Annotated in this window: 26 protein-coding genes; 8 read left to right on the forward strand and 18 right to left on the reverse strand. The window is 64.3% G+C overall.

Annotated features, from left to right (window positions below; genetic code table 11):
* Window positions 1-9 precede the first annotated feature (9 nt).
* The 4 genes from VPH40_RS24620 to VPH40_RS24635 form a co-directional block, all read right to left on the reverse strand.
* On the reverse strand, window positions 10-513 hold the full coding sequence (locus VPH40_RS24620; RefSeq protein WP_328574764.1) for an OmpA family protein: 504 nt from the start codon (window positions 511-513) through the stop codon (window positions 10-12).
* 16 nt (window positions 514-529) lie between these two features.
* A complete protein-coding gene (locus tag VPH40_RS24625; RefSeq protein WP_289898997.1) occupies window positions 530-1,789 on the reverse strand; it encodes a diguanylate cyclase domain-containing protein in 1,260 nt (419 codons plus the stop codon).
* An 8-nt stretch (window positions 1,790-1,797) separates the two neighbouring features.
* Window positions 1,798-2,379: a YfiR family protein gene (locus VPH40_RS24630; RefSeq protein WP_289898996.1), complete on the reverse strand. Its 582-nt coding sequence runs from the start codon at window positions 2,377-2,379 to the stop codon at window positions 1,798-1,800.
* 195 nt (window positions 2,380-2,574) lie between these two features.
* Complete coding sequence (locus tag VPH40_RS24635; protein ID WP_328574765.1) at window positions 2,575-4,227, reverse strand: Na+/H+ antiporter; 1,653 nt, start codon at window positions 4,225-4,227, stop codon at window positions 2,575-2,577.
* 194 nt (window positions 4,228-4,421) lie between these two features.
* Here VPH40_RS24635 and VPH40_RS24640 point away from each other — a divergent pair, with 194 nt between their 5' ends.
* From VPH40_RS24640 to VPH40_RS24655, 4 genes are all read left to right on the forward strand, one after another.
* On the forward strand, window positions 4,422-5,720 hold the full coding sequence (locus tag VPH40_RS24640; RefSeq protein WP_328574766.1) for a cytochrome c: 1,299 nt from the start codon (window positions 4,422-4,424) through the stop codon (window positions 5,718-5,720).
* A 16-nt stretch (window positions 5,721-5,736) separates the two neighbouring features.
* Entirely contained in the window at window positions 5,737-6,204 is a 468-nt protein-coding gene (locus VPH40_RS24645) for a (2Fe-2S)-binding protein (RefSeq protein WP_034782880.1), read from the forward strand.
* A complete protein-coding gene (locus VPH40_RS24650) occupies window positions 6,197-8,515 on the forward strand; it encodes a xanthine dehydrogenase family protein molybdopterin-binding subunit (RefSeq protein ID WP_328574767.1) in 2,319 nt (772 codons plus the stop codon). Before VPH40_RS24645 ends, VPH40_RS24650 begins: the two co-directional genes overlap by 8 nt.
* A gap of 177 nt (window positions 8,516-8,692) precedes the next feature.
* Entirely contained in the window at window positions 8,693-9,358 is a 666-nt protein-coding gene (locus tag VPH40_RS24655; RefSeq protein ID WP_077402643.1) for a dienelactone hydrolase family protein, read from the forward strand.
* Window positions 9,359-9,367: 9 nt separating this feature from the next.
* Here the strand turns inward: VPH40_RS24655 and fghA are convergent, their stop codons facing one another.
* The 8 genes from fghA to VPH40_RS24695 all read right to left on the reverse strand — a co-directional run bounded on the left by fghA (window position 9,368) and on the right by VPH40_RS24695 (window position 15,457).
* The gene (fghA, locus tag VPH40_RS24660; RefSeq protein ID WP_328574768.1) at window positions 9,368-10,234 is read right to left on the reverse strand and encodes an S-formylglutathione hydrolase; all 867 of its coding nucleotides are present in this window, start codon (window positions 10,232-10,234) and stop codon (window positions 9,368-9,370) included.
* A 72-nt stretch (window positions 10,235-10,306) separates the two neighbouring features.
* A complete protein-coding gene (locus tag VPH40_RS24665) occupies window positions 10,307-10,846 on the reverse strand; it encodes a hypothetical protein (RefSeq protein ID WP_328574769.1) in 540 nt (179 codons plus the stop codon).
* Window positions 10,846-11,709: an NAD-dependent protein deacetylase gene (locus VPH40_RS24670; protein ID WP_328574770.1), complete on the reverse strand. Its 864-nt coding sequence runs from the start codon at window positions 11,707-11,709 to the stop codon at window positions 10,846-10,848. The genes VPH40_RS24665 and VPH40_RS24670 overlap by 1 nt, the downstream gene beginning before the upstream one ends.
* 48 nt (window positions 11,710-11,757) lie before the next feature.
* Window positions 11,758-12,429, reverse strand: coding sequence for a signal peptidase I (gene lepB / locus VPH40_RS24675; RefSeq protein ID WP_328574771.1), 672 nt, complete (start codon window positions 12,427-12,429; stop codon window positions 11,758-11,760).
* 160 nt (window positions 12,430-12,589) lie between these two features.
* Entirely contained in the window at window positions 12,590-12,835 is a 246-nt protein-coding gene (locus tag VPH40_RS24680) for a hypothetical protein (RefSeq protein ID WP_251351185.1), read from the reverse strand.
* The gene (locus VPH40_RS24685; protein WP_328574772.1) at window positions 12,832-13,083 is read right to left on the reverse strand and encodes a hypothetical protein; all 252 of its coding nucleotides are present in this window, start codon (window positions 13,081-13,083) and stop codon (window positions 12,832-12,834) included. The genes VPH40_RS24680 and VPH40_RS24685 overlap by 4 nt, the downstream gene beginning before the upstream one ends.
* 126 nt (window positions 13,084-13,209) lie before the next feature.
* Entirely contained in the window at window positions 13,210-14,808 is a 1,599-nt protein-coding gene (locus tag VPH40_RS24690) for an oleate hydratase (protein ID WP_442906686.1), read from the reverse strand.
* A 109-nt stretch (window positions 14,809-14,917) separates the two neighbouring features.
* Window positions 14,918-15,457, reverse strand: coding sequence for a GNAT family N-acetyltransferase (locus VPH40_RS24695; protein ID WP_328574774.1), 540 nt, complete (start codon window positions 15,455-15,457; stop codon window positions 14,918-14,920).
* Window positions 15,458-15,538: 81 nt separating this feature from the next.
* On the opposite strand from VPH40_RS24695, the gene VPH40_RS24700 reads away from it, so the two are divergent.
* On the forward strand, window positions 15,539-15,931 hold the full coding sequence (locus tag VPH40_RS24700) for a VOC family protein (protein ID WP_251351188.1): 393 nt from the start codon (window positions 15,539-15,541) through the stop codon (window positions 15,929-15,931).
* Window positions 15,932-16,346: 415 nt separating this feature from the next.
* Window positions 16,347-16,949 (forward strand): DUF5710 domain-containing protein, encoded by a 603-nt coding sequence (locus tag VPH40_RS24705; RefSeq protein WP_328574775.1) that lies wholly within the window; start codon window positions 16,347-16,349, stop codon window positions 16,947-16,949.
* A 213-nt stretch (window positions 16,950-17,162) separates the two neighbouring features.
* Here the strand turns inward: VPH40_RS24705 and VPH40_RS24710 are convergent, their stop codons facing one another.
* Complete coding sequence (locus tag VPH40_RS24710) at window positions 17,163-17,747, reverse strand: DinB family protein (protein WP_328574776.1); 585 nt, start codon at window positions 17,745-17,747, stop codon at window positions 17,163-17,165.
* A 239-nt stretch (window positions 17,748-17,986) separates the two neighbouring features.
* Between VPH40_RS24710 and VPH40_RS24715 the strand changes: the two genes are divergently transcribed.
* Complete coding sequence (locus tag VPH40_RS24715; RefSeq protein WP_328574777.1) at window positions 17,987-18,901, forward strand: HDOD domain-containing protein; 915 nt, start codon at window positions 17,987-17,989, stop codon at window positions 18,899-18,901.
* A gap of 300 nt (window positions 18,902-19,201) precedes the next feature.
* Complete coding sequence (locus VPH40_RS24720; protein ID WP_328574778.1) at window positions 19,202-20,470, forward strand: alpha/beta hydrolase; 1,269 nt, start codon at window positions 19,202-19,204, stop codon at window positions 20,468-20,470.
* Here the strand turns inward: VPH40_RS24720 and VPH40_RS24725 are convergent.
* The 5 genes from VPH40_RS24725 to VPH40_RS24745 form a co-directional block, all read right to left on the reverse strand.
* The gene (locus VPH40_RS24725; protein ID WP_328574779.1) at window positions 20,467-21,168 is read right to left on the reverse strand and encodes an ABC transporter ATP-binding protein; all 702 of its coding nucleotides are present in this window, start codon (window positions 21,166-21,168) and stop codon (window positions 20,467-20,469) included. The two genes, VPH40_RS24720 and VPH40_RS24725, sit on opposite strands and share 4 nt — an antisense overlap.
* A complete protein-coding gene (locus VPH40_RS24730; RefSeq protein WP_305057170.1) occupies window positions 21,161-21,874 on the reverse strand; it encodes an ABC transporter ATP-binding protein in 714 nt (237 codons plus the stop codon). The genes VPH40_RS24725 and VPH40_RS24730 overlap by 8 nt, the downstream gene beginning before the upstream one ends.
* Entirely contained in the window at window positions 21,867-22,829 is a 963-nt protein-coding gene (locus VPH40_RS24735) for a branched-chain amino acid ABC transporter permease (RefSeq protein WP_328574780.1), read from the reverse strand. Before VPH40_RS24735 ends, VPH40_RS24730 begins: the two co-directional genes overlap by 8 nt.
* On the reverse strand, window positions 22,826-23,698 hold the full coding sequence (locus tag VPH40_RS24740; RefSeq protein WP_035817692.1) for a branched-chain amino acid ABC transporter permease: 873 nt from the start codon (window positions 23,696-23,698) through the stop codon (window positions 22,826-22,828). Before VPH40_RS24740 ends, VPH40_RS24735 begins: the two co-directional genes overlap by 4 nt.
* 105 nt (window positions 23,699-23,803) lie before the next feature.
* Complete coding sequence (locus tag VPH40_RS24745) at window positions 23,804-24,970, reverse strand: ABC transporter substrate-binding protein (RefSeq protein ID WP_305053226.1); 1,167 nt, start codon at window positions 24,968-24,970, stop codon at window positions 23,804-23,806.

Consider the following 24,970-nt stretch of genomic DNA (forward strand, 5'->3'; position numbering starts at 1 on the left):
AGTGCAAGGTCAAGGCGCCGAAACGATGACGGTGACGCGGCGGTTTTCCGCCTTGCCCGTCTTGCTGGCGTTCGAGGCGACCGGTTTGCTCATGCCCAGGCCCTTGACGGTGATGTTGTCGCGCGGAATGCCCGATGCGCTCATGGCGTCGGCCACCACGTTGGCGCGCGCCAGCGACAGCTTGTTGTTGTACGCTTCCGTGCCTTCGTTATCCGTATGGCCTTCCACGCGCATGTGGGTAATGCCCACTTTCAGCAGGGCGGCGCTGATTTTCTGGATGGCGTTGCGGCTCGGTGCCGTCAGCTTGGCGGCGTCGAATTCGAACAGCAGCTTGTCCGTAAAGCTCAGTTCCCAGCCTTCGTCGGTCTGGTTGAAGCCTTGCTCCTTCAAGGTGGCGACTTGCTCGGCGTTGAACAGCGGTTTGACTTCTGGCGTGCTCTGGCAGGCGGCCAGCAGGCCCAGCATGAACAGACCGAGGACGCCGCGGCGTAATTGTTTGTAGAGAAATTGCATGGTGTTGCTCCTTGGTTCAGGGGTGAATATGGGGTTGCGGCAGGCGCGCCACCTGGCGCGTGCCGCGCTGCGCCTGCTTGGCGCGGTACATGGCTTCATCCGCCGCGCCCACCAGCGAGACGGCGTCGATGGCGTGGTCGGGGAAGACGGCCACGCCGATGGTCAGCGAGCTGACGATACTGTTACCAGTGGGCAGTTCAATGGCTTGCGCCATGGCGGCGATGATGTTGTCGGCGATGTGCATGGCGTCGCTGCTGTTGCGCAGCGGCTTGAGCAGGATGGCGAATTCGTCGCCGCCCAGGCGCGCCACCAGGTCGCCCTCGCGCAATTGCTGCTTGATGCGCGCGGCGATCGTCACCAGCACCCGGTCGCCCGAGGCATGGCCGAAGGTGTCGTTGATGTATTTGAAGCGGTCGCTGTCGAGGAACAGCACGGCCACCTTGCCATTGCCGACCCGCGCTTCGAGGATGGCGCGTTCCAGCTCCGCTTCCATGAAGGCGCGGTTCGACAGGCCCGTCAGGCTGTCGTGGTTGGCGCGGTGCGACAGCGAGGCGTTTTCCTTTTGCAGATGGCTCTGCCATGCTTCCAGTTCGTCGAGCAGGGCGTTGAAGTCGTCATTGATCTGGTTCAACTCGGCAATATTGGCTGGCGGCACGCGCAGTTCGAACGAGCGGTCGCGCCGCACGCGGTGGGCCGTTTCCGCCAGGTGGCGCAGGGGCGACGTGATTTCCGTTTCCATGCGGCGCGACAGGCGCACGGCGACGGCCAGGCTGAGCACCAGGCAGGCGAGCAGGCAGGCCAGGCCGCTGAGCAGGAAGGGCAGCAGGCTGCGGCTGTGCGGCACCAGGGTGATGTTGCCGATGGCTTGTTCATTGCGCGTGATGGGGAAGGTCAGCGAATCGGGCAGCATCCAGCCCGTCAGCGCGCGTTCGATGTAGTAGCGCGTGCCATGTTGCCCCCGTTCCCAGCGGGCCAGCACCTTGCCGGCCGTGTCGCTCACCTGCGCCTGGTCAATATCTTCATTGACACCTATCAAGGCCAGCGCTTCCCTGGCGGCCTGGGAATCGCCAAAGACGACGGCTCCTTCCACCGTGTAGCTCATCGAGCGGGCCACCAGGCGCAGGTTCTGGTCCGAATACACGCGCAGGGCCAGCAGCGCTACGGCCGTCAGGGTCAGGCCGGCCGCCAGCACGGCGATCAGCGATACGCTCAGGTGGGCGCGCCGCAGCACGCTGTCGAGCGTAGGGCGGGGCGTGCGGGCAGGCTTGGTGCTCATGCGGGCGCTCATGGCGGCGGTCCCTTGCGACGTGCAATTTGCAAGGCGTTCGGATGCACGCGCAGGCCGCTGCGGGCGATGGCGTCGAGGTTGACGTCAAAGCCGATCTGCGCCTCGTTCAGGCGCAGGCAGAACATGGTGCCCACGGTGCACGACGTGCCGGGTTCGGCGACCGATAAAATCGGCTTGCCGATGAGCTGCGCCAGCAAGTGCTCGCGTTCGCCCTCGGGCAGGCTGCCCAGGTAGACGACGTCGCATTCGCTGGCCGCGCTTGCCAGCGCCGGGATTTTCACGCGGATGCGCTGGCCCAGGCTGGAGGCGGGCGTGTCGACGATGGCCGCGCCGTAGCGGGGTGCACCGACCATGCAGACGCGCACTTCCTGGCGCGCCACGGGCCAGCGCACATAGCTGACGATGCCAAACAGGACCTGGGCCACCTCGGCGGGACGCCTGGCGTCGGCCGCCGCGCCCGCTTGCGCCCATGCCGCGCACGGCGCCAGCGCGGTGCCGGCGAGCAGCGAAGCCAGCAGCACGACAGCGAACAGGGCTGGCGGCGCGGAGCGCTGCCGGTGGCGGGGGGAAGAGGGCACGGCGTCGGTGTCTTTATTCGGGTCGGGTGGCTACTTATACTGTTACTCAGCAACACAGACTCTACGGAAGTCCCGGTTGAAAGTAAATCACGGCGCTACGCCATACAACCTTGCATTATAAACACGAATGTGAAAACTTGCATTCTTTACCATGAGAATTACTTGTCAACACTGCCGTGGCACGCCAGAGTGTTGCTATTCTTCCAGTGTCGCTTCCAGCAAGTCGATTTCGCGCAGCAGGCGCAAATGGATGGTGTCGTCCAGCTCGCCTGAAATACGGCGGCGGAACAGTTCATCGCGCTCCGCATTCAGCGCTTCCAGGCGCAGCGCGCGCTCGGCCTTGGCCAGTTCCTGCAAGCGTATCGCCTCGTCGTTGCTGCTTTCGCCATACGCGAGGCGGCGCCGGTAGGCTTCGATCAGGCGGTTGGCCGCTTCCGTGACGACTTGCTGCTTGTCATTCTTGTCGATGCCTTCGCACACTTTTTCCAGCCGCGCGATGGCCGCTTCGGCGGCTGCGGCGCGGGCATTGCGCTCTTCCGTCGAACGGCGCGCGGGCGGCGCGAACACCAGGCCCTTGGTCAGCAGGGGCAGGGTGACGCTGGCCAGCAGCAGCGACAGCAGAATCACGCCCATGGCCAGGAAGATGACGAGGTCGCGCGCCGGGAAACGATTGCCATCGGGCAAGAACAGGGGCAGGGTCAGGATGCCGGCCAGGGTCAGCGCGCCGCGCACGCCCGCGAACGACGCCACCAGCAGCAGGCGCAGGCTGGGGCGCGCCAGCAGCGCCGCATCCTTCGGTTCGCCCGCGATTTTCTTGTGGTGCTTGAACAGGGTCAGTTTCATGGAAATGAAGACCCAGAGGAAACGCATGAAGGTCAGCCCCACCGTGATGGCGATGACGAACAGGGGCAGCTTCCAGGCGCTGCCGGCGCCGATTTCGGCGGAGGCGGCCGGCAAGCCGGCCACGGTGGCGGGCAACTGCGCGCCCAGCATGACGAAGATCACGCCATTCAAGACCAGTTGCACGGTATCCCACACGGCCTTGCGCTGGGTGCGCGTGGCGGCCAGCGGGCGGCCGATCAGGTCGGCATAATGCATGGATACGCCCGCCGTGGCGGCGGCCAGGATGCCGGAACCGTGGATTTGCTCGGCGCCCAGGTAGGCGGCGAACGGGATCAGGATGCTGATGAGGATTTGCAGGCCCGGTTCTTCGCCCACCTTGCTCACCAGCCATTTATTCGCCAGGCCAACGCCCCACGAGATGGCCAGGCCGATGACGATGCCGCCGCCCGCTTCCTGCAGGAAACTCAGCGAGGCGGCGCCGATGGAAAAGCCGCCCGTCATCATGGCGCCCACGGCAAACGTGAAGCAGACGAGGCCCGAAGCGTCGTTGAGCAAGGATTCGCCTTCGAGGATGTGCATCAGGCGCGGCGGGATCGGGTTGCCGGCGGCGATCGCCGAGACGGCCACGGGGTCCGTCGGCGACAGGATGGCGCCCAGCGCGAAGGCGACGGCCAGCGGCACGCTGGGGATCAGCCAGTCGATGAAAAAGCCCATGCCCAGCACGGTAAACAGCACCAGGCCGATGGCCAGCATCAGGATCGAGCGCGCGTCGGAAAAGAAGGCGCCCTTGGGGATGCGCCAGCCGTCGAGAAACAGCAGTGGCGGGATGAAGAGCAGGAAGAAAATGTCGGGGTCGAGCGGCACTTGCACGCCAAACAAGGCCAATCCCGTGCCGCCGGCGATCTGGATCAGGGGCAGCGGCAGCCTGACCCAGCGCGAGCGGGCGAGAAAGCCGCACAGGACGACGGTCAGGACGAGGATGAGGATGATGGTAACGGTATGCATGAAGGAGCGGCGGCGTGCTGAAACGCTGATTATAAGGCGCAGCCCGCCTGCGGCGTTGCCTGCGTGTCATTGCGTACATACAACAAGTCACAATCGCGGTAAGATTATCACTGTGGCCCTGTTACCGCCGCCGTTGGCCGGCGGCCCGTGCGCCTTGCTTACACCCTGGCCTTTACTTTTCACTGGTTCCTGTTTTGCTCAAGAAAATCTTCACCGGCCTGCTGTTGTCGCTGGCATTGCTCATCGTGGCGGCCTTGGCCGCGTATCTGTATTACTGGCGCCCCGCGCTGGCGCCCATCGATCCGCCTGCCGCCACGGCATTTTCCCCGCAAGTGGTGGAGCGGGGCCGCATCCTGGCGGGCATGGGCAATTGCGCCGCCTGCCATACGGCCAGGGACGGCGCCGATTACGCGGGCGGCCACGGCCTGGCCACGCCGTTCGGCACGATCTACGCGACGAATATCACGCCCGACCGGCAAACGGGCATCGGCCGCTGGTCGCTGGCCGCCTTCCAGCGGGCCATGCGCGAAGGCGTGGGCCGCGATGGCGCCCATTTGTACCCCGTTTTTCCGTACACCCATTTCAACCTCGTCTCGGAGGCTGACCTGACGGCCTTGTACGCGTATTTCATGACGCGCCCGCCCGTGTATGCGATGGCGCCCGCCAACAGCGTGCCGTTTCCCCTGAACTTGCGGCCGCTACAGGCGGGCTGGAAGTTGCTGTTTTTCAAGCCAGCGCCTTTCCAGCTTGATCCTGCGCAAGGACTGGACTGGAACCGGGGCCGCTACCTGGCCGAAGGCCTGGCCCATTGCGCCGCCTGCCACACGCCGCGCAATGCGCTGGGCGCCGAGCTGGCCGGTTCGCCCTATCTGGGCGCGGCCATCGACCACTGGTATGCGCCGGCCTTGACCAGCGCCAACTCGGCCCCCTTGCCATGGACGCAGGACGAGCTGTACGCCTTCCTGCGCACGGGCGCGACGGCCCTGCACGGCGTGGCGGCAGGGCCCATGTCGGCCGTCGTGCACGAAGGCATGGGCGCCTCGCCCGATAGCGATATCCGCGCGCTGTCCGTATATTTTGCCGGCGTGGCCGGCGCTGAACAACGCCAGGTCGATACGGATGCCGTGGTCAAGGCCGGCATCGCCCGCTCGCAGAGGGTCAGCCTGGTCGACAACGACCGTGGCGCCAGCCTGTACGTGGCTGCCTGCGCGTCGTGCCACTCGAACAGCGACGGCCGGCCCGTGGCCCTGCGCCCGGAACTGAGCCTGAACAGCGCCGTCAGCGCGCCCGATCCCGCCAACCTGATCCAGGTGATATTGCACGGTATCAGCAAGGATGCGGCCATGCCCGGCGTGCTGATGCCCGGCTTTGCCGCCTCGCTGACGGACAATGACGTGGCCCAGCTGGCCGCCTATCTGCGCCGCAGCCGCAGCCACCAGCCGGCCTGGACGAACCTGGAAGCGGCCGTGGCGCGCACGCGCGCCGGCAAGTAACTCTTGAAAGTTTCTTATGTATAACATTACCGTGAATGGCCAGCCCTTCGGCACCGAGACCGACGCCGAGACGCCCCTGCTGTGGGTGTTGCGCGATGAAGTCAACTTGAAGGGTACGAAGTTTGGCTGCGGCATCGGCATGTGCGGCGCCTGCACCGTGCACGTGGATGGCCGCGCCATGCGTTCGTGCATCACGCCGATTGCCGCCGTGGCCGGCTGCGCCATCACCACCATCGAAGGCCTCTCGCCCGATGGCACGCATCCTTTGCAGCGGGCGTGGCTGGCCACGCAGGCGCCCCAGTGCGGCTATTGCCAGTCGGGCCAGATCATGCAGGCGGCCACCTTGTTGAAAGATTATCCGCAGCCGACGGATGCGAATATCGATGCCGTCATGAGCGGCAACCTGTGTCGCTGCATGGCGTATGTGCGCATCCGCAAGGCCATCAAGCTGGCGGCCGGCATGCAGGAGGCGCCCGGTGTTTAAGTTGCCGAAAGAAAATTCTGCTGCCCGTCCCAGCTCGTTGGGCCGGCGCGGTTTCCTGATCGCCGCCGCCGGCACGGGGTTTACTTTGGCCTTCCTGCGCGCCGACAGTTCCCTGGCCGACAGCAAGGTGGCACGCGTGCCGCCTGCCAAGCCGGCCGCGCCCGTGTTCGACCCCAGCATCTGGTTCCAGATCGGCCGCGATGGCATGATCACCGTCAATATCGCCAAGGCGGAAATGGGCCAGCATATTGGTACGGCCCTGGCGCGCATCGTCGCCGAAGAGCTGGAAGCGGACTGGAGCAAGATACGCCTGCATTACGTGGACACGGACCCGAAATGGGGTTTGATGGTGACGGGCGGCAGCTGGTCCGTCTGGCAGAATTTCGACCCGCTCAGCCGTGCTGGCGCGGCCGGGCGCCTGGCGCTGGTCGAGGAGGGCGCGCGCCTGCTGCGCGTGCCCGTGTCCGCCTGCCACGCCAGGCTGGGCGTCGTGCATGGCCGGGGAAGGTCGATCAGCTATGGCGACATCGTGCGCCGTGGCAAACTGGCGCGCCAGTACACGCCGGAGCAATTGAAAGCCATCGTGCTGAAAACGCCGCAGCAGCGTAGCCTGATCGGCCAGCACGTGCAGGCGCTGGACATTCCCGCGAAACTCAATGGCGCGGCCGTGTACGGCATCGATGCGCACGTCGAGGGCATGCTGTATGCGCGCCCGAAGATTCCGCCCACGCGCTACGGCGCGAAAGTGGTGTCCATCGATGATGCGGCCGCGAAAAAGGTCAAGGGCTACCTGCGTTCGTTCGCCTTGCAAGATCCCAGCGGCACGGTGCCCGGCTGGGTCATGGTGGTGGCCGAAACGTATGCGGCCGCCGTGCGCGCGGCCGACCTGGTGCAAGTGAAATGGCGGGCCGGCGCGGCGGCCCACGTGGCGGAGCAGGATATCCTCAACTACGCCACCAAGCAGCTGGCCGACGCCAGCCTGGGCGCGCGCGTGGTCGATGATGATGGCGTGGAGCAAGCGTTCAAGGATGCCAGCCTGCAACTGGAGCGCCACTACACGACCAGCACCGTGCTGCATTTCCAGCTGGAACCCGTGAATGCCCTGGCGCAGGAAATCGACGGCGTCTGGCACATTCATGCGGGCAACCAGTGGCAATCGTTGATCCTGCCCGTGCTGGCGCAGGCGCTGAAGGTGCCGGAGAGCAAGGTCATGCTGCACACCTATCTGCTGGGCGGCGGTTTCGGGCGGCGTCTGAATGGCGATTATTGCGTGCCGGCCGCCCTGGCGGCGCAAGCCGTGGGGCGGCCCGTCAAGATGATTTGCACGCGGGCCGACGATGCCCGCTTCGATTCGCCCCGTTCGCCGTCCGTGCAGCATGTGCGCATGGCGTTCGACGACGCGGGCAAGGTGTCGGCAATGGTGCACGAGGCCAGCGCCGGCTGGCCCACGCAAGCCATGATCCCCGCCTTCCTGGCCAAGGATACGCAGGGCCATCCGTATGACCCGTTCGCCATCGCCGGCGCCGACCACTGGTATGCGGTGGGTGCGCAGCGCGTGCGGGCCGTGTCGAACGACCTGGCCAACAGCAGTTTCCGCCCCGGCTGGCTGCGCTCCGTGGGCCCCGGCTGGACGAATTGGGCTGTGGAAAGTTTCATGGACGAGGCGGCGCAGGCGGCCAAGGTCGATCCGCTGGCGTTCCGCCTGTCCTTGCTGCAGGCGTCGGGCCGCAATGCGGGCAGTGCGCCGAACGCCGTCGGCGGCGCTGCGCGCCTGGCCCACGTGCTGCAGCGCGTGGCGGACAAGGCGGGCTGGGGCAAGGCCATGCCGCCCGACACGGGCCTGGGCATTGCCGCCACGTTCGGCCAGGAACGCGACATGCCCACCTGGACGGCGTGCGTCGCCCGGGTCAAGGTGGACCGCAGCACTTGCATGGTGAAAGTCGAAAAATTGTTCATGGTGATCGATGCGGGCAGCATCGTCGACCCCGATGGCGCGCTGGCGCAGGCGGAAGGGGGCGCCCTGTGGGGCGTGAGCATGGCCTTGCATGAGGGCACGGCTTTCCTGAACGGCGAAGTGAAGGATACCAACTTGAATACCTACACGCCCCTGCGCATGGCCGACGTGCCCGAGCTCGACATCGAATTCGTTGCCAGCACGCATACGGCGACGGGCATGGGCGAACCGCCCACGACGGCCGTGGCGCCGGCCATCGGCAACGCCATCTTCGCCGCCGTGGCGTCGCGCGTGCGGCATTTGCCGATCCGCCCGGAAGCCGTGCTGAAGGGGCTGGACCGGCACGGCGCCGTATAGTCCTGCCTTGCCGGTGACGATGCGCGAACGGCTGCGCAGGAATGGCCGCGGGCTGCTACACTGAAGTTAGCCGCCCGGGGCACGCAGGCTGTCCCCGGCCCGGCAAGATCAGCGTAAAATCAGCGTACAGCTTGACTTCAGCTTTAGCTTGATCCCAGCTCGATTGCGGAGGCAACCATGCAAGAACAATTTGTCAGCATTACGGCCGATGAACTTCAAATGGATGGCGTGCTTGAAATGCCCGAACGGCCGGTGGGCATCGTCCTGTTTGCCCACGGTGCAGGCGCCGACAGCGACTACCTGGGCGCTTCCAGTCACGCCACTTCCCAGGATTTTTTGCGGGCGGGCATCGCCACCCTGCGCTTCGACCAGGGCGGCGTCGAGCCTGGCGGCGGCAGCAATGGCCACGCGTATTTCGTGCGCAGCGATATCGTGCTGCTGGCGCGCCAGCTGGAAAAAGCCCTGGGCTGGCTGCAGCTCGACCCGTCCACGCGGCGCTTGCCCTGCGGCCTGTATGGCTATGGCACCAGCGCGGCCGTCGTGATGCAGCTGGCGGCCTGGCGCAGCGCGGAAATCGCCGCGCTGGCTGTGTGCGATGGCCAGGTGGAAATGGCCGGCAAGGCGGCGCTGGAAAATGTGCGCGTGCCGTCGCTGCTGATCGTGGGCGGGCGCGACCCCGACGTGGCTGGCCTGAACCGCATGGCGTTCGCCACCTTGCGCTGCGACAAACAATTGGAACAGATCGCCGCCCCTGGCGGCCCCGACACGCGCCACCAGGCCGCCTTGCTGGCCACGGATTGGTACACGCGCCATTTCAACGGGCATACCAGCACGGCGCAGTAGCGCAGCGGCTCAGGCGGCGCGCAAGTTCTTCGCATGGAAGCGCACGTGCTCTTCCATGAAGCTGGCGATGAAGTAATAGCCATGGTCGTAGCCGGCATGGCGGCGCAGCTGCAGGGGCTGGCCAGCGTCGCGGCATGCCGCTTCGAAGACGTCGGGGAACAGTTGCTCGGGAAGGAACTTGTCGGCCAGGCCCTGGTCGATCAAGATGCCTTCGGGGAACAGTGGCGGCTGGCCCTGCAGGCCGTGCATCAGCGCGCTGGCGTCGTATTGCTGCCAGCTGGCCTCGTCGCTGCCCAGGTAGCCCGTGAACGCTTTCTTGCCCCACGGACATTGGCTCGGTGCGGCGATGGGGGCGAAGGCGGAAACGGAGCGGAACAGTGCCGGGTTGCGCAAGGCCAGCACCAGCGCGCCATGGCCGCCCATCGAGTGGCCGAAAATGCCCGTGCGCTGCGCATCGATGGCCAGTTCCTGCTCCAGCAGGGCACGCAATTCCAGGATGTAGCTGTACATGCGGTAGTGGCTGCTCCACGGCGCCTCGGTGGCGTCCACGTAAAAGCCGGCACCCACGCCGAAATCCCAGGAGTCGCTCTCGCCCGCGATGTTCGCGCCACGGGGGCTGGTGTCGGGGGCGATCAGGATCAAGCCTTCTTCCGCGGCCACGCGCTGCGCGCCGCTCTTGATCATGAACGTTTCTTCCGTGCAAGTCAGACCCGCCAGGTAAAACAGGGCGGGGCGTTTGGTGGCGGCCACGCTGCCTGGCGCCGTATCGGGAATGAAGGCCGAGAAGCGCATGGGCAAGCCGATGGCTTGCGCGTCGTGGCGATAAAAGCGTTGTACCCCGCCAAAACAGGCGTGTTCACTCAACAGTTCCAGCATGAATTCTCCTCGTTAATCTCACAGTATAGCCAGAGTGGGGGAGCGCTGTCATGGGCGGGCGCCGGCGGCGCGTCACCACTTGCAGCCGCTGTCGCCCGTCGCGCCTTTCAGCAGGAAGGGCAGCTTGGCCAGGCCGGTGAATTCCACATTGCCCAGCCGTGGCTTGTAATCGTTGTCGCACCTGGGCCGCGCGGCGCTGGTGATGGCTTGCGCCGTCTTGTTGCTGATTGTCAATGCTGGCCCGGTGAGGGATGGCCCCTCCTGGCGCGCCGCTTCCCTGGCCTGGCGTTTCAAGGTGTCAAGATCGAGCGCAGCGGGCGGTGGCAATGCTGCGGCGTCGGCAGCGGGCGCGGGCATTGCTGCTGGCGCTGGCGTGATGGCCACGGCATGCCGGGGCCGCGCCTGGCTTTTTGAGACGGCTGGCGGCAGGGGGCGCGCGGGCCGCGCTACGGGGGCCAAAAACAGCATTTGCGTGCTGCGCTGCGGCAGCAAAGGGGGGACCGGCAGCTTGTTTGAACGCAGTACTTGCCACAGCAGCACATGCAGCAGCACGGCGATGCCCGCACCGGCCAGCATGCGTGCCGATTCCCGTGGCGGCGGCAGGGACCGCATCAATCCAGCATGGCCGCGATGAGCGGCAGGGTATCTTGCGCCGGCGCTTCCGTCTTGAAGGCCAGCAAATGGTCGGCGCGCGTCTTGCCCAGGTTGATGGCGGCCACGGGCTTGCCCGTTTCGGCTGCCATGCGGCACAGGCGAAAGCTGGAATACACCATGACGGACGAGCCCACCACCAGCAGGGCGCCAGCTTCCATCATTTTGCGCTCGGCTTCGGCCGCACAGGCGGCGGGTACGCCATCGCCGAAAAACACCACGTCCGGCTGCAGGGTGCCGCCGCAGCGGGGACAGACGGGCAGGTGGAAGGTGGCCAGCTGCGACGGCTCCAGCAAGGCGTCGCCATCGGGCGCCGGCGTGGCCGTGGCGCCCAGCAGCTGCGGATTGTCGTGTTCGAGCTGATCCTGGATCAGGCGGCGCGTGTGGCGGGTATGGCAATCGAGGCAGACCACGCCATGTATGCTGCCGTGCAACTCCGTGACGGCGGTACTGCCCGCTTGCTGATGCAGTCCATCCACGTTTTGCGTGACCAGGCCGCCTATTCTCCCGCGCCGGGCCAGTTGCGCGATGGCCAGGTGACCGGGATTCGGCGTAGCGCGCGCCAGGGTTGGCCAGCCCACCATGCTGCGCGCCCAGTAGCGGCGGCGCACGGCTTCCTGGCGGCGAAAATCGGGGCCTTGCACTGGCGCATTGCCACGCCGCACGCCTTGCGTGTCGCGGTAATCGGGTATGCCGGACGCCGTGCTGATGCCGGCGCCCGTCAGCAGCAGCACGTCGGGATGGCGCCGCAGGAACTGCGCCAGTTGCTCGAGGGCAAGATCGTCGCTGGCGGACCGCAGGCTGGCTGAGGAAAAATTTTGCATGATGCGCCATGCTAACCGAAAAGCATGGCGCCGTTGCAGGAGGGATGTTTATTCCAGCTTCATGCCGAAGCGCTGCAGCCGCGGCTGCCAATGCTCCTGGATATTGGCCGACACGAGGATGCGCTCGGCCTTGCCGATCAGCAACGCGCGCGGCACGAAGCCGAAGTAGCGCGAATCGGCGCTGTTGTCGCGGTTATCGCCCAGCATGAGGAAATGGTCGGTTGGCACCGTCACGGGGCCAAAGCTGCGCGCCGCGCCGGCGATTTGCGGCAAGACCTGGATGCGGTGCTGCTCGGTCTGGTTGCGTTCGCGGATGCGCTGCGCCGTCAGCTGGCCCACGTGGGCGATGGTTTCCGGGGCCGTGTCGAGCGCTGTGTACTGGGCGGGCTGGCCATTGATGACCAGCTGCTCATCGCGCATTTCCACCGTATCGCCGGGCAGGGCGATGATGCGCTTGATCAGGCGCGTGCCGTCTTTCGGCGAGGAAAAGGTAACGATGTCGCCCCGCTGCGGTTCGCCCAGGCGCTGCAGCACGATATCGGTGAGCGGCACTTTCAGGTTGAAGGCGAGGCGATTGACGAAGACCACGTCGCCTTCGAGTAGGTTGGGGCGCATCGACGCCGACGGGATGGGATTCCAGTCCGCCACGGCCGTGCGGAACACGCCGAACAGCAGGAGGAACATCAAAAAACCTTTGTTGGCGCGCATCCATGTGCTCATGTCGGCTCTTTCGCTGGGCAGTGCCCGTGAGGGTGAAGGGAAGCGCCATTGCTGCTGGCGCCATATCACGATGCACGGCGAGGCTGAAGCCAGTCTTAAATCAACGCAGGCGCGGCCGATGGCGTGACCATTGTTGTGTGCACGCATCACTACGCCGGTTTCAGGGATGCCGGCACGGCGCATGCGCGTCGTCGTCGCCGTTGCGCCGGCGCTTGCCGTGCATCTCATCCCACAGCTCGCCGAGCGCTACCAGCAAGCCGCCAGCCACGAAGGGGATCGCCACCAGCCAGGGAATACTGTCGAGCCATGGGCCCAGCAGGATGGCCGAGGCCACGGCGATGACGATGGCGCTGCACCAGAAGCGGCGCGGATGCCGGAGCGTGAACAGGTAGTGAAGGTCGTTCATAAATCCTCCTTGGTGAGCATGCGGAACAGCCGGGCGGTCAGAATGCTGCTGACGGCGATGACGATGCAGCCATCCAGGAAAAACAGCACCTTGCCTACCAGGTGCATGCCCTGCACGAGGTAGACGGGCAATTCCTGCGCTTCCGCCCACTGCGTCATGCGTGCCAGCACGATGGCGGCGGCGAAGATGGCGACGGCCAATGCCAGCACCAGCAGCACGTGTTCGAACAGGCGTAGCCGCACTTTCATGTTGGACTTTGCAAGATAGATAAGATTCCCGAACCTTGACGTTATCAGTCCATTATCACGGTGCCTTGCGCTGCCACAAAGTCGCGGCCGATAGCCTGAAAACGGCCTTGAGCCCGCAAAATACGGCTATTTGAACGCCTTGATGACGGCGTCCAGCTTGACCTTCAGCGACTTGTCGTGCGCGTGGATGGCCGGCACTTCCCGCTGCACGTCCAGCAGCTGGTAGACGGCCGTCTGCGCCGCGCGCACCGAGTATTCCACGGTGAAGACGACATCGTCGGCGATTTCCACGAACTGGCTGACGAAGGCCAGGTTGACGGAGCCGGCCGGCACGGGCAGGGGACGGTCGCTCGTCGCGCGGGGCATGAACATGCTGGTGATGTACGGCATGCGGCAGGGAATGCAGTTCGCCGTGGCCAAGATGTCGAGGTCGAAGTTCAGGTGGCCGCACAGCTCGCGCAGGATATCTTCGCCGCTGCAGTCGGACATGGGCTTGGCGACGAAGTTGCCGATGCGGTCAGGGTGCAGCGCGTAGCCCCAGAATACTTGCACGCCCGCGGGCTGGCCGGCGAAATGGGGCTGGTGCGCCAGCACGATGGACATAAGCCAGTTGCTGTCCTTGAAGGTGACGAGGCCGCCCGTGCCCGCGCTGTTGCCCGTGAAGCGTTCCATTCTGTCAAAGAAGGCGCCGTCCTTCAGGGTGACCGTGTACGAGGCCCAGTAGGATTCGGGGATGCTGCTGTTGAAGGCGGCGGGACGGCCCAGTTGCGGGCGTCCCTCGGCCAGCTTTTCCCACAGGCGCCAGCCTTGGCTGTCGTGCTTCGTGCGCCTGGCGGGCGCGCGGTGCATGCTGCCATAGCTGGACGCATCCGTCATCGAGGCATTCTGGAAAAACACCAGGTCGTCCGCGGCGACGGGGACCACGTCGGCCAGGCCGCGGCGCTGGCAGGCAATGGCGGTGGCGCTCAGGCGGCCATCGGATTCTTGCACCTCGATATCGGTCACCGTGCAATCCATGATGAGGTTCACGCCTTGCGCCTGCAGCCAGGCGACCAGCGGGCGCACCAGCGAATCGTACTGGTTGTAGACGGTGCGCTTGACGCCGGCCAGGGTTTCGATGCGCGAAAACTCCAGCATGAAGCGGTGCAGGTAGCGCTTGAACTCGACGGCGCTGTGCCAGGGCTGGAAGGCGAACGTGGTGGCCCACATGGTCCAGAACCGGGTGTCGAAGAATGCGGGCGAGAGCCAGTCCGTAATGGCGCTGCTGCCCAGCGTGTCTTCGTCCGCTTCCGTCAGCTTCAGCAATTCCAGCCTGTCCTGCATGGAAAAGCCCATGCTGCTGACGTCGACCTTGAAACGGTTGCGGTCGACCAGCCGCGCGCGCGAGTGGGGAAGGTGCAGTTCGTTGAAGGCGACGGTTTCGTCGTAGACGCTCTGGCCCGCATGCTCGAGCGAGGGGATGCTCTTGAACAAGTCCCAGGTGCACTCGTAATTGTCGGTGGTCAGCATGCGCCCGCCGCGCAGGGTATAGCCATCTTCGGCATTGCCGCCGCCGTCGAGGCTGCCCCCGGTCACGGGTGACGCTTCGAAAATGGTGATGTTGCTGCCTTGCATGCCGCCGTCGCGTATCATGAAGGCGGCCGCGGCCAGCGAGCCGATGCCGCCGCCGACGAGGTAGGCTTTTTTGTCTGTATTGCGCATGTTGTTCCCTGAGTGTGAGTGCATCCGCGTGCGCGAAAGGCTGGCAAGCGACATGGCCGACGTCGCGCCACATTTGCCTATTTTACAACATCAGGTAAGGGCCGCCTGTTTTAGAGAGCAGTTGCTCGGTTTTTCAGGCGCCCGCGTGTTCCTTGCGCCGTTCAAAGTACAGCAAGTCCGACCAGGCATCCTGGAAGCGCATGGCTTTTTCCGAACGGCCATACTGGTGAAAGCCGTTGCGCTGCATGACGGCGACCGAGCCCAGGTTTTGCGGCCGCGCCGTCGCTTCCACGCGCCACAGGTCCAGCGTGCCGAAAGCCTCTTCCAGCAGCAGGGCCACCACGCGCGTGGCGTAGCCGCGTCCGCCGAACCGTTCGCCGATGCGGTAGCCGAGCGTCGCCTTGTTGAAATAGGGGCGCGTGACGGCCGTCAAGTTGACCCGGCCGATGATTTGCCCGTCCAGCTTGGCCAGGTATTGGTAAGCGAGGTCCTGCTGGCGCTCGCGCTGCGCCTGCTCGATGGCGGCGGCGATGGCTTCCTGGTGGTAATAGGATGGCGCGCGCGCCGTGACCCAGCTTTCAAAGTACGCGCGGTTTTCCAGTTCGAAGGCCAGCAAGGCGGAAAGGTCGGCGCTGGAGGGGGCGAACAACTGAAGGCGGTCGAGGTCTGGCATGGGATCGTGTGGGAATGCGATGCGCCATTATAATCAGCTCGCGCATCTCGCCGCACATGCATGAATTCATGAAGGAGCAGCATGCTGTCCCATATCTGTCTCGGCACCAACGACTTTCCCCGCGCTTACGCGTTCTACACTGCCCTGCTGGGAGAGCTGGGCTTGATCGAAAAATTCCATGACCGGGACAAGCCCTGGGCGGGCTGGATGGCGCAGGATGCGCCGCGGCCCTTGTTCGTGCTGACGGCGCCGCACGACGGCTTGCCGGCGGCTCCCGGCAATGGCCAGATGACGGCCTTGCTGGCGGCCAGCCGCGCGCAGGTGGACCGCTGCCACCGGGCCGCGCTGGCGCTGGGCGCCGTGTGCGAAGGGCCACCCGGCCTGCGGCCCCATTACCACGCCCATTACTATGGCGCCTACTTCCGCGACCTCGATGGTAACAAGCTGTGCGTGTGCTGCCACGCCGGGGAATAATTCCGGCCGCTAGTAAACCATCAGATGAAGCTTCTACATTCGTCAAACAAAAGCATACTTCGTCCTCAAATACATTTCCTCATTAGAAAAGTTAGACTTGGTTTGGTCATCAAACTACAGCTAATTTGCATTTGAAAAATTATTGTTTGGGATGATGAATTTTAAAAATAAGAAGATTTTGCATCTGCGATAAGCAGCCTCTGGAATCCGAGTTTCTTATCCATTGGTTTTTTGAGGCCGAGAATATTGTTGCGGTTAATTGATGCATTTAAAAAGCAAGAATTGTTCGGAAGCGGAATTTACCTGGCACTGGCTCGTTATATAATTCAAGGATATTCGGTTGTGCGAAGTCAGTGTTGTGGTGACGCCAATCAATTTTATTATTGACGACTAATAAAAGGTGAGGGGGAACCGTATGGCACGTATTAATCTCAACGTACCGTTTTCTGAGAAAGACGAAGCCAAGCAACTTGGAGCTCGATGGGATGCTACCCTGAAGGTTTGGTTTGTGCCTGACGGTGTGGACTCCAGTGCTTTTGGTCGTTGGCTGCCGACGGTACCGGACGTTAATATTCGATCACAGCGTTATGGTATCGCTCAAACAGAGACAGTTTGCTGGAAGTGCGACGAGTTGACGCGAGTATATGGATTTGTTTTGCCACCAGGGCATCAGACGGTAGAACAGGACGAGGACGGTGTCGATGAATGGTATGAGCACGATAGTTCGGCGATGGCTCTTTACGTTACTGATCTTCCACCTACCGTTATCGCTCGTCTTAAACTGATAACACGTCACTATTACGTGGACTTCAGCAAAACTACCAACAGCTCATATTGGATGAACCACTGTGAAAACTGCGGTATGAAACAAGGCGATTTCGCGATATATTGTGAGCCTGGGGGCGCTTTCTTTCCGATGGACGAGTATGCCACTTCAAAGATTTCACTTCAATCTGTGCATGAGCCATTTTGCTGTAATGGAGATGCCGCGTATGGCGGACTATTCGAAGACAACTGACGATTCGTGGCTGGTATCCGCGCCAAAGTAGGTCATATTTCGCTGCAACCCAACAGTGAAGTTTCCCGCGACAATGGTATCGAGGATTGCATACGTAGCATTGTTCAAGACTTGTAGTGGGTATTCCGATCAACAACTTGCTGCTCTAGCACTATCGTTAGCTGCGATTTCTCTTATTTCAATTGCATCTAAGAAGTTTTCTCATGTTTGCATTCAGCGTGGCCCCCACACGTCGTCTTCCGTCCAGCCCAGTTCCGCAAAATCCTGCGCCCGCTCGCCCGCTTCGCCGGCGCAATAGAATTCGTCGAGCTGGGGCGGCGCGATGCGCGTGCCGGCCAGCATGGCGTGCACTTGCCCCCGGTGGTGGATCTGGTGCTGGAACAAATGCGCGAGCATGCGCTGGCGCGTGTCGACTTGCGGCGTGTCGCGCAGGATCGTCACGGGCCGTGCCAGGTCGGCGTCGCACAGACTGCGGCAGTGGGCGATCAGGCGCGCGTCGGATGCATGCTGGGCCGCCTGCAGCGTGGCGCAGTCGGTAAATGGCTCGTCCTGTTCAAAGAAGGCATAGCAGTCGGCATGCGGCGCCTCGCCGCGCAGCTCGCGCTCCAGCGCGTCGAGATAAAACCAGTCGCATGTGAGGATGTGGTTCAGGGTGAACTGGATGGTGGGGAAAAAACTGACGCGCGTCGCCTGGAATTCGGCCAGATTTAGCTCGCCGCAGGCTTTCAGCAGGCGGTGGTTGCTCCAGGCGTTGTTGTACGCCTGGGTGGTGACGTAGCGGGCCAGCATGTTGCTCATGATTTACCTTGCAAAGAGGGGGAAACTGCGAGAGCGCCACTGTAGCACTTTGCGGCAGGTGGACCAAGGCGGCCACGCCCGCCGCACCGGCACGGCTGTCATCAAGTAAAATCGCGCAGCGGATGTCGCGATAGTGATGCATATAGGGCTGGAAAAGCAAAATGGGTTGGATAGGAAAATTACTGAACGGCGGCGAAAAAAGCAAGCTTGCGCCAGTCACGGCAGCGGCGTCGCCCGAGATGACACGGCAGCCAGCCACCATCGCCGAAATCGATGCCATCTACTACCGCTGGCTGGCGGCCGCCGGTTCGGCGCAGGCGACAGCGCAGGCCGAACAGCAGATTCTGGACGAATTGACGCGCCTGGCCAGTGAACCGATCGCCGGCGCCGCGCTGGTGCCGCGCATTCCGGCCATCATTCCGCAGTTGATGCGTACCTTGCAAAATGAAAACATGAGCGCGGCCGAGCTGTCGCGCCAGCTGGCCCAGGACGTGCCGCTGGTCGCCGAGGTCTACCGAGAAGCGAACCGGCCCCGCTACCATTCGCGCTACAACGCCAGTCCGTCGATCAACAATATGGAAGGCGCCATCATGCTGCTGGGGCAAAACGGCATGCGCATGCTGCTCGCCCGCGTCGCCTTCCGCCCCATCGTCAGCATGCAAAGCGGCGGGTTGACCATACGCACGGCGCCGCTGATCTGGCGCCAGTCCGAGAAATGTGCGCTGGCGGCCAACCTGGTCGCGCCCGCAATGCAGGCCAACGCCTTCGACGCCTATCTGGCGGGGCTGATGGCCAATGTGGGCCTGGTGGTGGCGTTCCGCCTGATCGACCAGATGCACGCGCCCGATGCCTTCCCGCAATCGGACGCCTTCATTGCCCAGGTGTTTGCGCAAGCGCGCATCTTGTCGGTACGGATCGCCGAATTATGGGAGTTTCCCGAGTCCGTGACCCGCGCGATCGGGCAGGCCGGTGCCGATGGCCACGCCGATCCGCAGGCGCAAGCGCTGGCGCTGGGCGACCGCTTGAGCAAGCTGCGCATGCTGGTCGATACTGGCCGCTTTCCTGCCGATGATCCCTTCGTGATGACGGGACTGAGCAAGGCCGAGCTGCAGGTGTTTGACAAGCTGGCCGACGACGACGAGGACGACGAGTGACGGCCGCAGGCCGGTCGAACGGCACCCCGGCCGGGTAGCAGATTCTTGCGGCCAGGGCCGCGATTGCGTGGTAATCTGGCAACTAAATGAGTGACCCGTCTGCCATTCCATCCTGTCGTATGCCCATGCTGCCGAGGAGGTTCCTTGCTTCCATTTCGCCGTTCCATGCTTGCCGCCGCGTGTTTGGTAACAGCGGCGCAGCCCTGCGCCGCCGCGCCGGACACACTGCCCGTCAAACCGGCCTTCGTACCGTCCGCCTGCGCAGTGCCGGTGCTGCCCGGCGAAAAGATAGAGTGCGGCATGCTGACCGTACCCGAACATCGGGGCAAGGCCGACAGCCGCGCCATCGCCTTGCCGGTCATGATTTTCCGTAGCGGCGCGGCCACGCCCGCCGCCGATCCCGTCGTGTATCTCCCCGGCGGGCCGGGCTTGAGCAGCATCGACGGGCGCAGCAGCGGCAAAGGCAATCCCTTCCTGCTGGAACGCGACCAGATATTGCTGGAAGGACGCGGCAACAAGCATGCGGAGCCTTCGCTCGCCTGTCCTGAGCTGAACGCGCTGCGGGCGGCGGAGGCCACGTCGGCCGCGCAGACCGAAGCCGTTGTGCGCTGCCGCGCCGGGCTGGTGGCGGCCGGCATCGACCTCGATGGCTACACCTCGGCGGAATCGGCGGACGACCTCGACGATCTGCGCCGCCTGCTCGGCATCGCGCAGTGGAACCTGATCGGCTACTCCTACGGCACCCGCCTGGCGCAGACGGTGCTGGCGCGCCATCCCGAGGGCGTGCGCAGCGTGGTGCTCGATTCCGTGCTGCCGGTTGACATCAACTATGACGAAATGGCCGCCGCGCCGCTGCGGCGCGCCATCGACCTGGTCCTCGACGGCTGCGCGACGGAGCCTGCGTGCGACGTGCGCTATCCGGACTTGCGCGGACGCTTGGACGCGCTGCTTGCGCGCGCGGACCGCGACGGCATCGCGGCGCCCGGGCGCGTGCTGCGCCGGCGCGACATCGTCAATGCCCTGGCCGAGGGCTTGCAGCAGCCCGCGCTGATCCCCGCCTTGCCTCGCCTGATCAGCGAAGCGGGGCAGGGCCGTCCGCAAGGCTTGCTGCCATTGCTGCGCAGCGCTCCTTCCAGCTTCAACTGGGGACTGCGCCTGTCGATCTGGTGCGGCGAGGAGATGCCGTTCGAGCAGTCCGGCCGCATGGCCGCGCAAGTGGCGCCGGCTCTGGGGCTGGGCGGCGTGGATAACCGCACGGCGACGCCCGGGATGTGCGGCGCCTGGCGCGTTGCAGCGGCTGCGGCGCAGGCAAACGATGCCGTGAAAAGCGACGTGCCGGTGCTGATCCTGGCCGGCGAATTCGATCCCGTGACGCCGCCAGCCTGGGGCCGGCGCCTGCTGCGCAGCATGCCCAACGCGCGCTTCGTGCAGATACCGGGCCAGGCGCATGGCGCCATGTTCAACCGCTGCGGCGGACAGCTGACACTGGCATTCCTGCGCGACCCGCGCGCGCCCTTGAACCTCGATTGCGTGGCGAAGATGCCGGGGCTGGTGTTTGCCGCCGACTAGCGCGCAAAGTAGAGCGCATGCAGGTGCTCGAGGTCGACCCCTGAGGCCGTCTGCGACAGCGCCACCTTGCCGCTTTGCATCAGGTAGACGTGGTCGGCCACGCCCACGGCGCGCGCCGTGTTCTGCTCCACTAAAATGATGGTGCGCTTGCCATCGTTCAGGCGCGCCAGGATCTCGAACAGTTCGTTGACCACCAGCGGCGCCAGGCCCAGCGACGGCTCGTCGATGATCAGCAGCGATGGATCCGACATCAAGCCCCGCGCCATGGCCAGCATCTGCGCCTCGCCGCCGGACAGGGACCCTGCCAGCTGCCTGCGGCGCTCGTGCAGGCGCGGGAACATGGCGTAGGCTTCCGCCAGACGCGCAGGCATGTGGCTGCGGTGCTCCTTCGGAAAGGCGCCCATGATCAGGTTTTCTTCCACGCTCATGTCGCGGAACGTCATGCGCCCCTCGGGTATCATCGTGACCCTCGCGTCGCTCATCTTCCACGTCGGCGTGCCGTTGATGGGCGTGCCATCGAGCGCGATGCTGCCTGCACCCACGGGCAGCAGGCCCATGATGGCGCGCAGCAGAGTGGTCTTGCCGGCCCCGTTCGGGCCGATGATGGTGGTCAGCTTGCCCTTCTGGATGGACAGCGACACATCCCACAGCACATTGATGGCGCCATAGCCGGCGCGCAGATTCTCTATGTTAAGCATGCGCGGCTCCCGTATAGCTTTCGATGACAGCCGGGTCGCGGAAGACCGCATCGGGCGTGCCGTCGGCGATCAGCTGGCCGAAATTGAGCACGGCCACGCGCTGGCACAGATTGCTGATGGTTTCGATATCGTGCTCGATCATGACGATGCCCACGCCAAAGGCGGCATGCAAATCCTTCAGCATGCCCATGAAACGGCGCTTGCCGTTCGTTTCCAGTCCCGCCAGCACTTCGTCGAGCAGCAGCAGTTTCGGGTTCGTCGCCAGCGCCTTGGCCACTTCCAGCGCCTTCAATTCCGTCAGCGCCAGTTCGCTGGCCGCGTCGCGCTGCGCCTTGTCCGCCAGGCTCGTGAAGTCGAGGATTTCATCGATCTTGCGCATGTCCACCTTGCCGGTGCCGAAACGCTGCGCCACGACAAGGTTTTCGCGCACCGTCAATTCATGCATGGGCTGCGGGATCTGGAAGGTGCGGCCCAGCCCCAGGCGCGCGCGCTGATACATGGGCGTGGCCATGATGTCGCGCCCCTCGAAGCGGATGCCGCCGCTGGTGGGGCGCACCAGGCCGGAAATGGCGTTGAACAGGGTGGTCTTGCCGGCGCCGTTCGCGCCCACCAGGCCGATCACGTCGTGGCTGCCCACCTTCAGGGTGACGGAATCGACGGCCGTCAGGCCGCCGAAGCGCACGGACACATTATCGAGTTCAAGCATGTGCTTTTTCCTTCGCTTTGACGAGTTTGCGCAGCAGCGGCAGCAAGCCGTTCGGACTGAAGACGATCATCGCCACCAGCAGCATGCCCAGCACCAGCTGGTGGCCCGTGGGGATCAGCGACTTGAAAATCAGCTGGTCGACCAGGTAGACCACCACGGCGCCCAGCACGGGGCCGAGTATCGTGCGGTAGCCGCCGAAGATGGCCGCCACGATGGGCAAGGTCACCCACAGGCTGTTGAAGGCGTAGTCCGGTTCCAGGAAATTGATGTAGTGGGCGTTGAAGGCGCCGAACAGGCCCGCCATGAAGGCCGACACGAGCAGCATGGCGCCTTTCAGCAAGGTGCTGTTGACGCCGACGACGCGCGTGGCGTCTTCGCTGTCGTGCATGGCGCGCAGGGCGATGCCGTAATGGCTGGCGCGGATGCGGCTGTAGGCAAACGCGCACGCCACCACCAGGGTCAGTACCACCAGGTAGGCGCCTGTCTTGCTGGCCAGGTCGAAGCCGAAGACGGTGGGCAGGGCCGGGATATTGTTGATGCCGCCGGCGCCGCCCGTGACGGAACTCCATTCCGTGGCCAGGATGCGGAAGATGTGGGCGTAGGCGAGGATGGCCAGCGCAAAGTACGGCCCGCGCAGGCGCAGCACGGGCAGCATGATGACGGCGGCGACGGCTGCGCCCGCGCCGCCCAGCAGCATGGCGGCAAACACGGGCAAGCCCAGTTTTACGGTGGCCAGCGCGGAGACATACGCGCCTACGCCGAAGAAGGCTGCGTGGCCGAAGCTGACCATGCCGCCCAAGTTGCCCAGCAGGGCCCAGGACATGGCCACGCCGCCGATGATCAGGGCCGCCACCACCATGCTCATCACATACTGGTTGGCGCCCAGGGCCAGCGGCACGACGATATACGCGGCCAGCAGCAGGCCCGCCGTGGAAATCAGTGTCGAGCGCTTCATCCGCGCCTCCGTTGTGCGCCGAACAAGCCGTTCGGCATGATGAACAGCACCAGCAGGAACAGCACCATGCCCGACAATTCCTGCAGCGCGGAGCTGGCCAGGGTGACGGTCAGCGCCTCGGCCACGCCCAGCAGCACGGCGGCCAGCAGCACGCCGGGGATGGAACCGATGCCGGCCAATACCGTGATGATGAAGGCTTTCACCGTCAGCGCGCCGCCGTAGGCGGGCTGGATCACGCCATAGCTGAACAGGGCGACGCCCGCGAAGGCGGCCAGGATACCGGCGACCAGGAAGGACACCAGTTCCGTGCGGCCCGGGTCGATGCCCATCAGCTTGGCCGCGTCGCGGTTGCTGGAGACGGCGCGCACGGCGCGGCCATACCAGCTGGTGGACAGCCAGCGCCACAGCGCCGCCATCAGCACCAGGCTGACGCCAAAGAAAATCACTTCGCTGCGCATGCTGAAAAACGGGCCGATTTCAAACCCTTCCTGCAGCCAGCTCGACGACGTCGAGCGGATGTCGGCCTTCCACACGAGCAGGATGAAATTGGTGAGGATGACGCCGATGCCGTAGGTGAGGATCAGCGAATTGATTTCGCGGTCCTTTTTGATGCGGCTGACGATCAGGTAGACCCCCACGGACGTCAGGCTGACGATCACCAGCGCGATGGGAATGGCGAACATGGGACCGAGTCCCAGGCCCGATTCGACGCTGTAGGCAATGTAGGCGGCCAGCAGCACCAGTTCGCCGTGCGCCAGGTTGATCACTTTCATGGTGCCGAAGACCAGCGCCAGTCCCAGTGCGATCAGGGCGTAGGAGCCGCCCTGCAGCAAGCCCGAATACAGGGCTTGCAAGATTAATTCTGTCATGTCGTCATCCCGTCAGGCAGCCGAAGGGCATCGCGAAGATGCGCCTTGGCTGCCGTTCATCGGTGCGCGTCCTGCTGGACGCGCGCGTGCGCAGCGGGAGGCTGCCTACCAGGGCAGGGCTGGATAGGCCAGCTTGCCCGTCGCGTGTTCCTTCGGCCAGACGATCACCACTTTCTTGTCCTGGTGCTGCGCCATGCGGTGCACGAAGTTCTGGTTGTCGCCGTTGGCGGCGAACTGCACGCGGCCGATCAGGGTTTCGCGGTCCGTCTTGCGCATTTCCTCGGCCACGCCGCCTTTCTTGATGGTGCCCTTGTCGGCTGCGCGCGCGATGGCTTCGAACAGCAGCATCGACTGCACATAGCCGAACTGGCCCAGGTAGTCCGGTTCCTTCTTGTACAGCTGCTTGTAGGCGTCGCTGAAGGCCTTGCCGTCGGCCGTCTTGAATTCGGTAGGGAAGGGCAGCAGGGCCGTGCCGAAGACGTTCGGCATCAGGTCGGGGAAGTCGGCCGCCATTTTTGGTGTGGCCAGCGACCACACGCCCACCATGGCCTTGATTTTCGGCTTCAGCACGCGGGCGGCGCGGATGATGCCCACATAGTCGTTTTCATAGCCGACCATGGCCACCACTTCCGATTTGTCCTGCAGCTTGATCTTGTTGATGATGGGCTTGAAGTCCGTAATCGCCGGGTCGAACGAGTGCGTCGTCACTTTCACGCCCTTGGCTGCCAGGGCTTTTTCCACGTCCTTCGCCAGGCCCGTGGTGGCGTCCTTGGTCGAGTACACGATGGAGACGGATTTGGCGCCCACGTCGGCAAGCAGTCCCAGCATGGCTTTTTCGTAGCCGGCCGTGTTATTGATGCGGAAAAAATTCTTGCGCCCGCTGGACACCAGGCTGTCGTCCACGCCGCCCGAGGTGATGTAGACGAGGCCCAGTTTGTTCGCCGTGTCCGAGGCGGGCGAGATATTGTTCGAGCCATAGCCGCCCGTGATGGCCACCACGCCCTGGCTGGCCAGCTTTTCCACGGCGGCGATGGCCTTGGCGGGCGCCGATTCGTCGTCGACGGTGATGATCTTGATGGTGTGCTTGCCGTTGGTCTTGTTGAAGACTTCGGCCGCGACCATGATGCCTTCCTGCATGCCGGCGCCGACACGCGCCAGGTTGCCCGTCAGCGGGATTTCCGCGCCGACCAGGAATTCGTCGGCGCTGGCCTGCGTCATCCAGGCGCTGGCAACCAGTGCTGCCATGGCGATGCGTGTGTAGGTGCGTTTCAT

The organism is Janthinobacterium sp. P210005 (assembly GCF_036231865.1).
GTDB classification, from domain to species: Bacteria; Pseudomonadota; Gammaproteobacteria; order Burkholderiales; family Burkholderiaceae_D; genus Janthinobacterium; species Janthinobacterium kumbetense.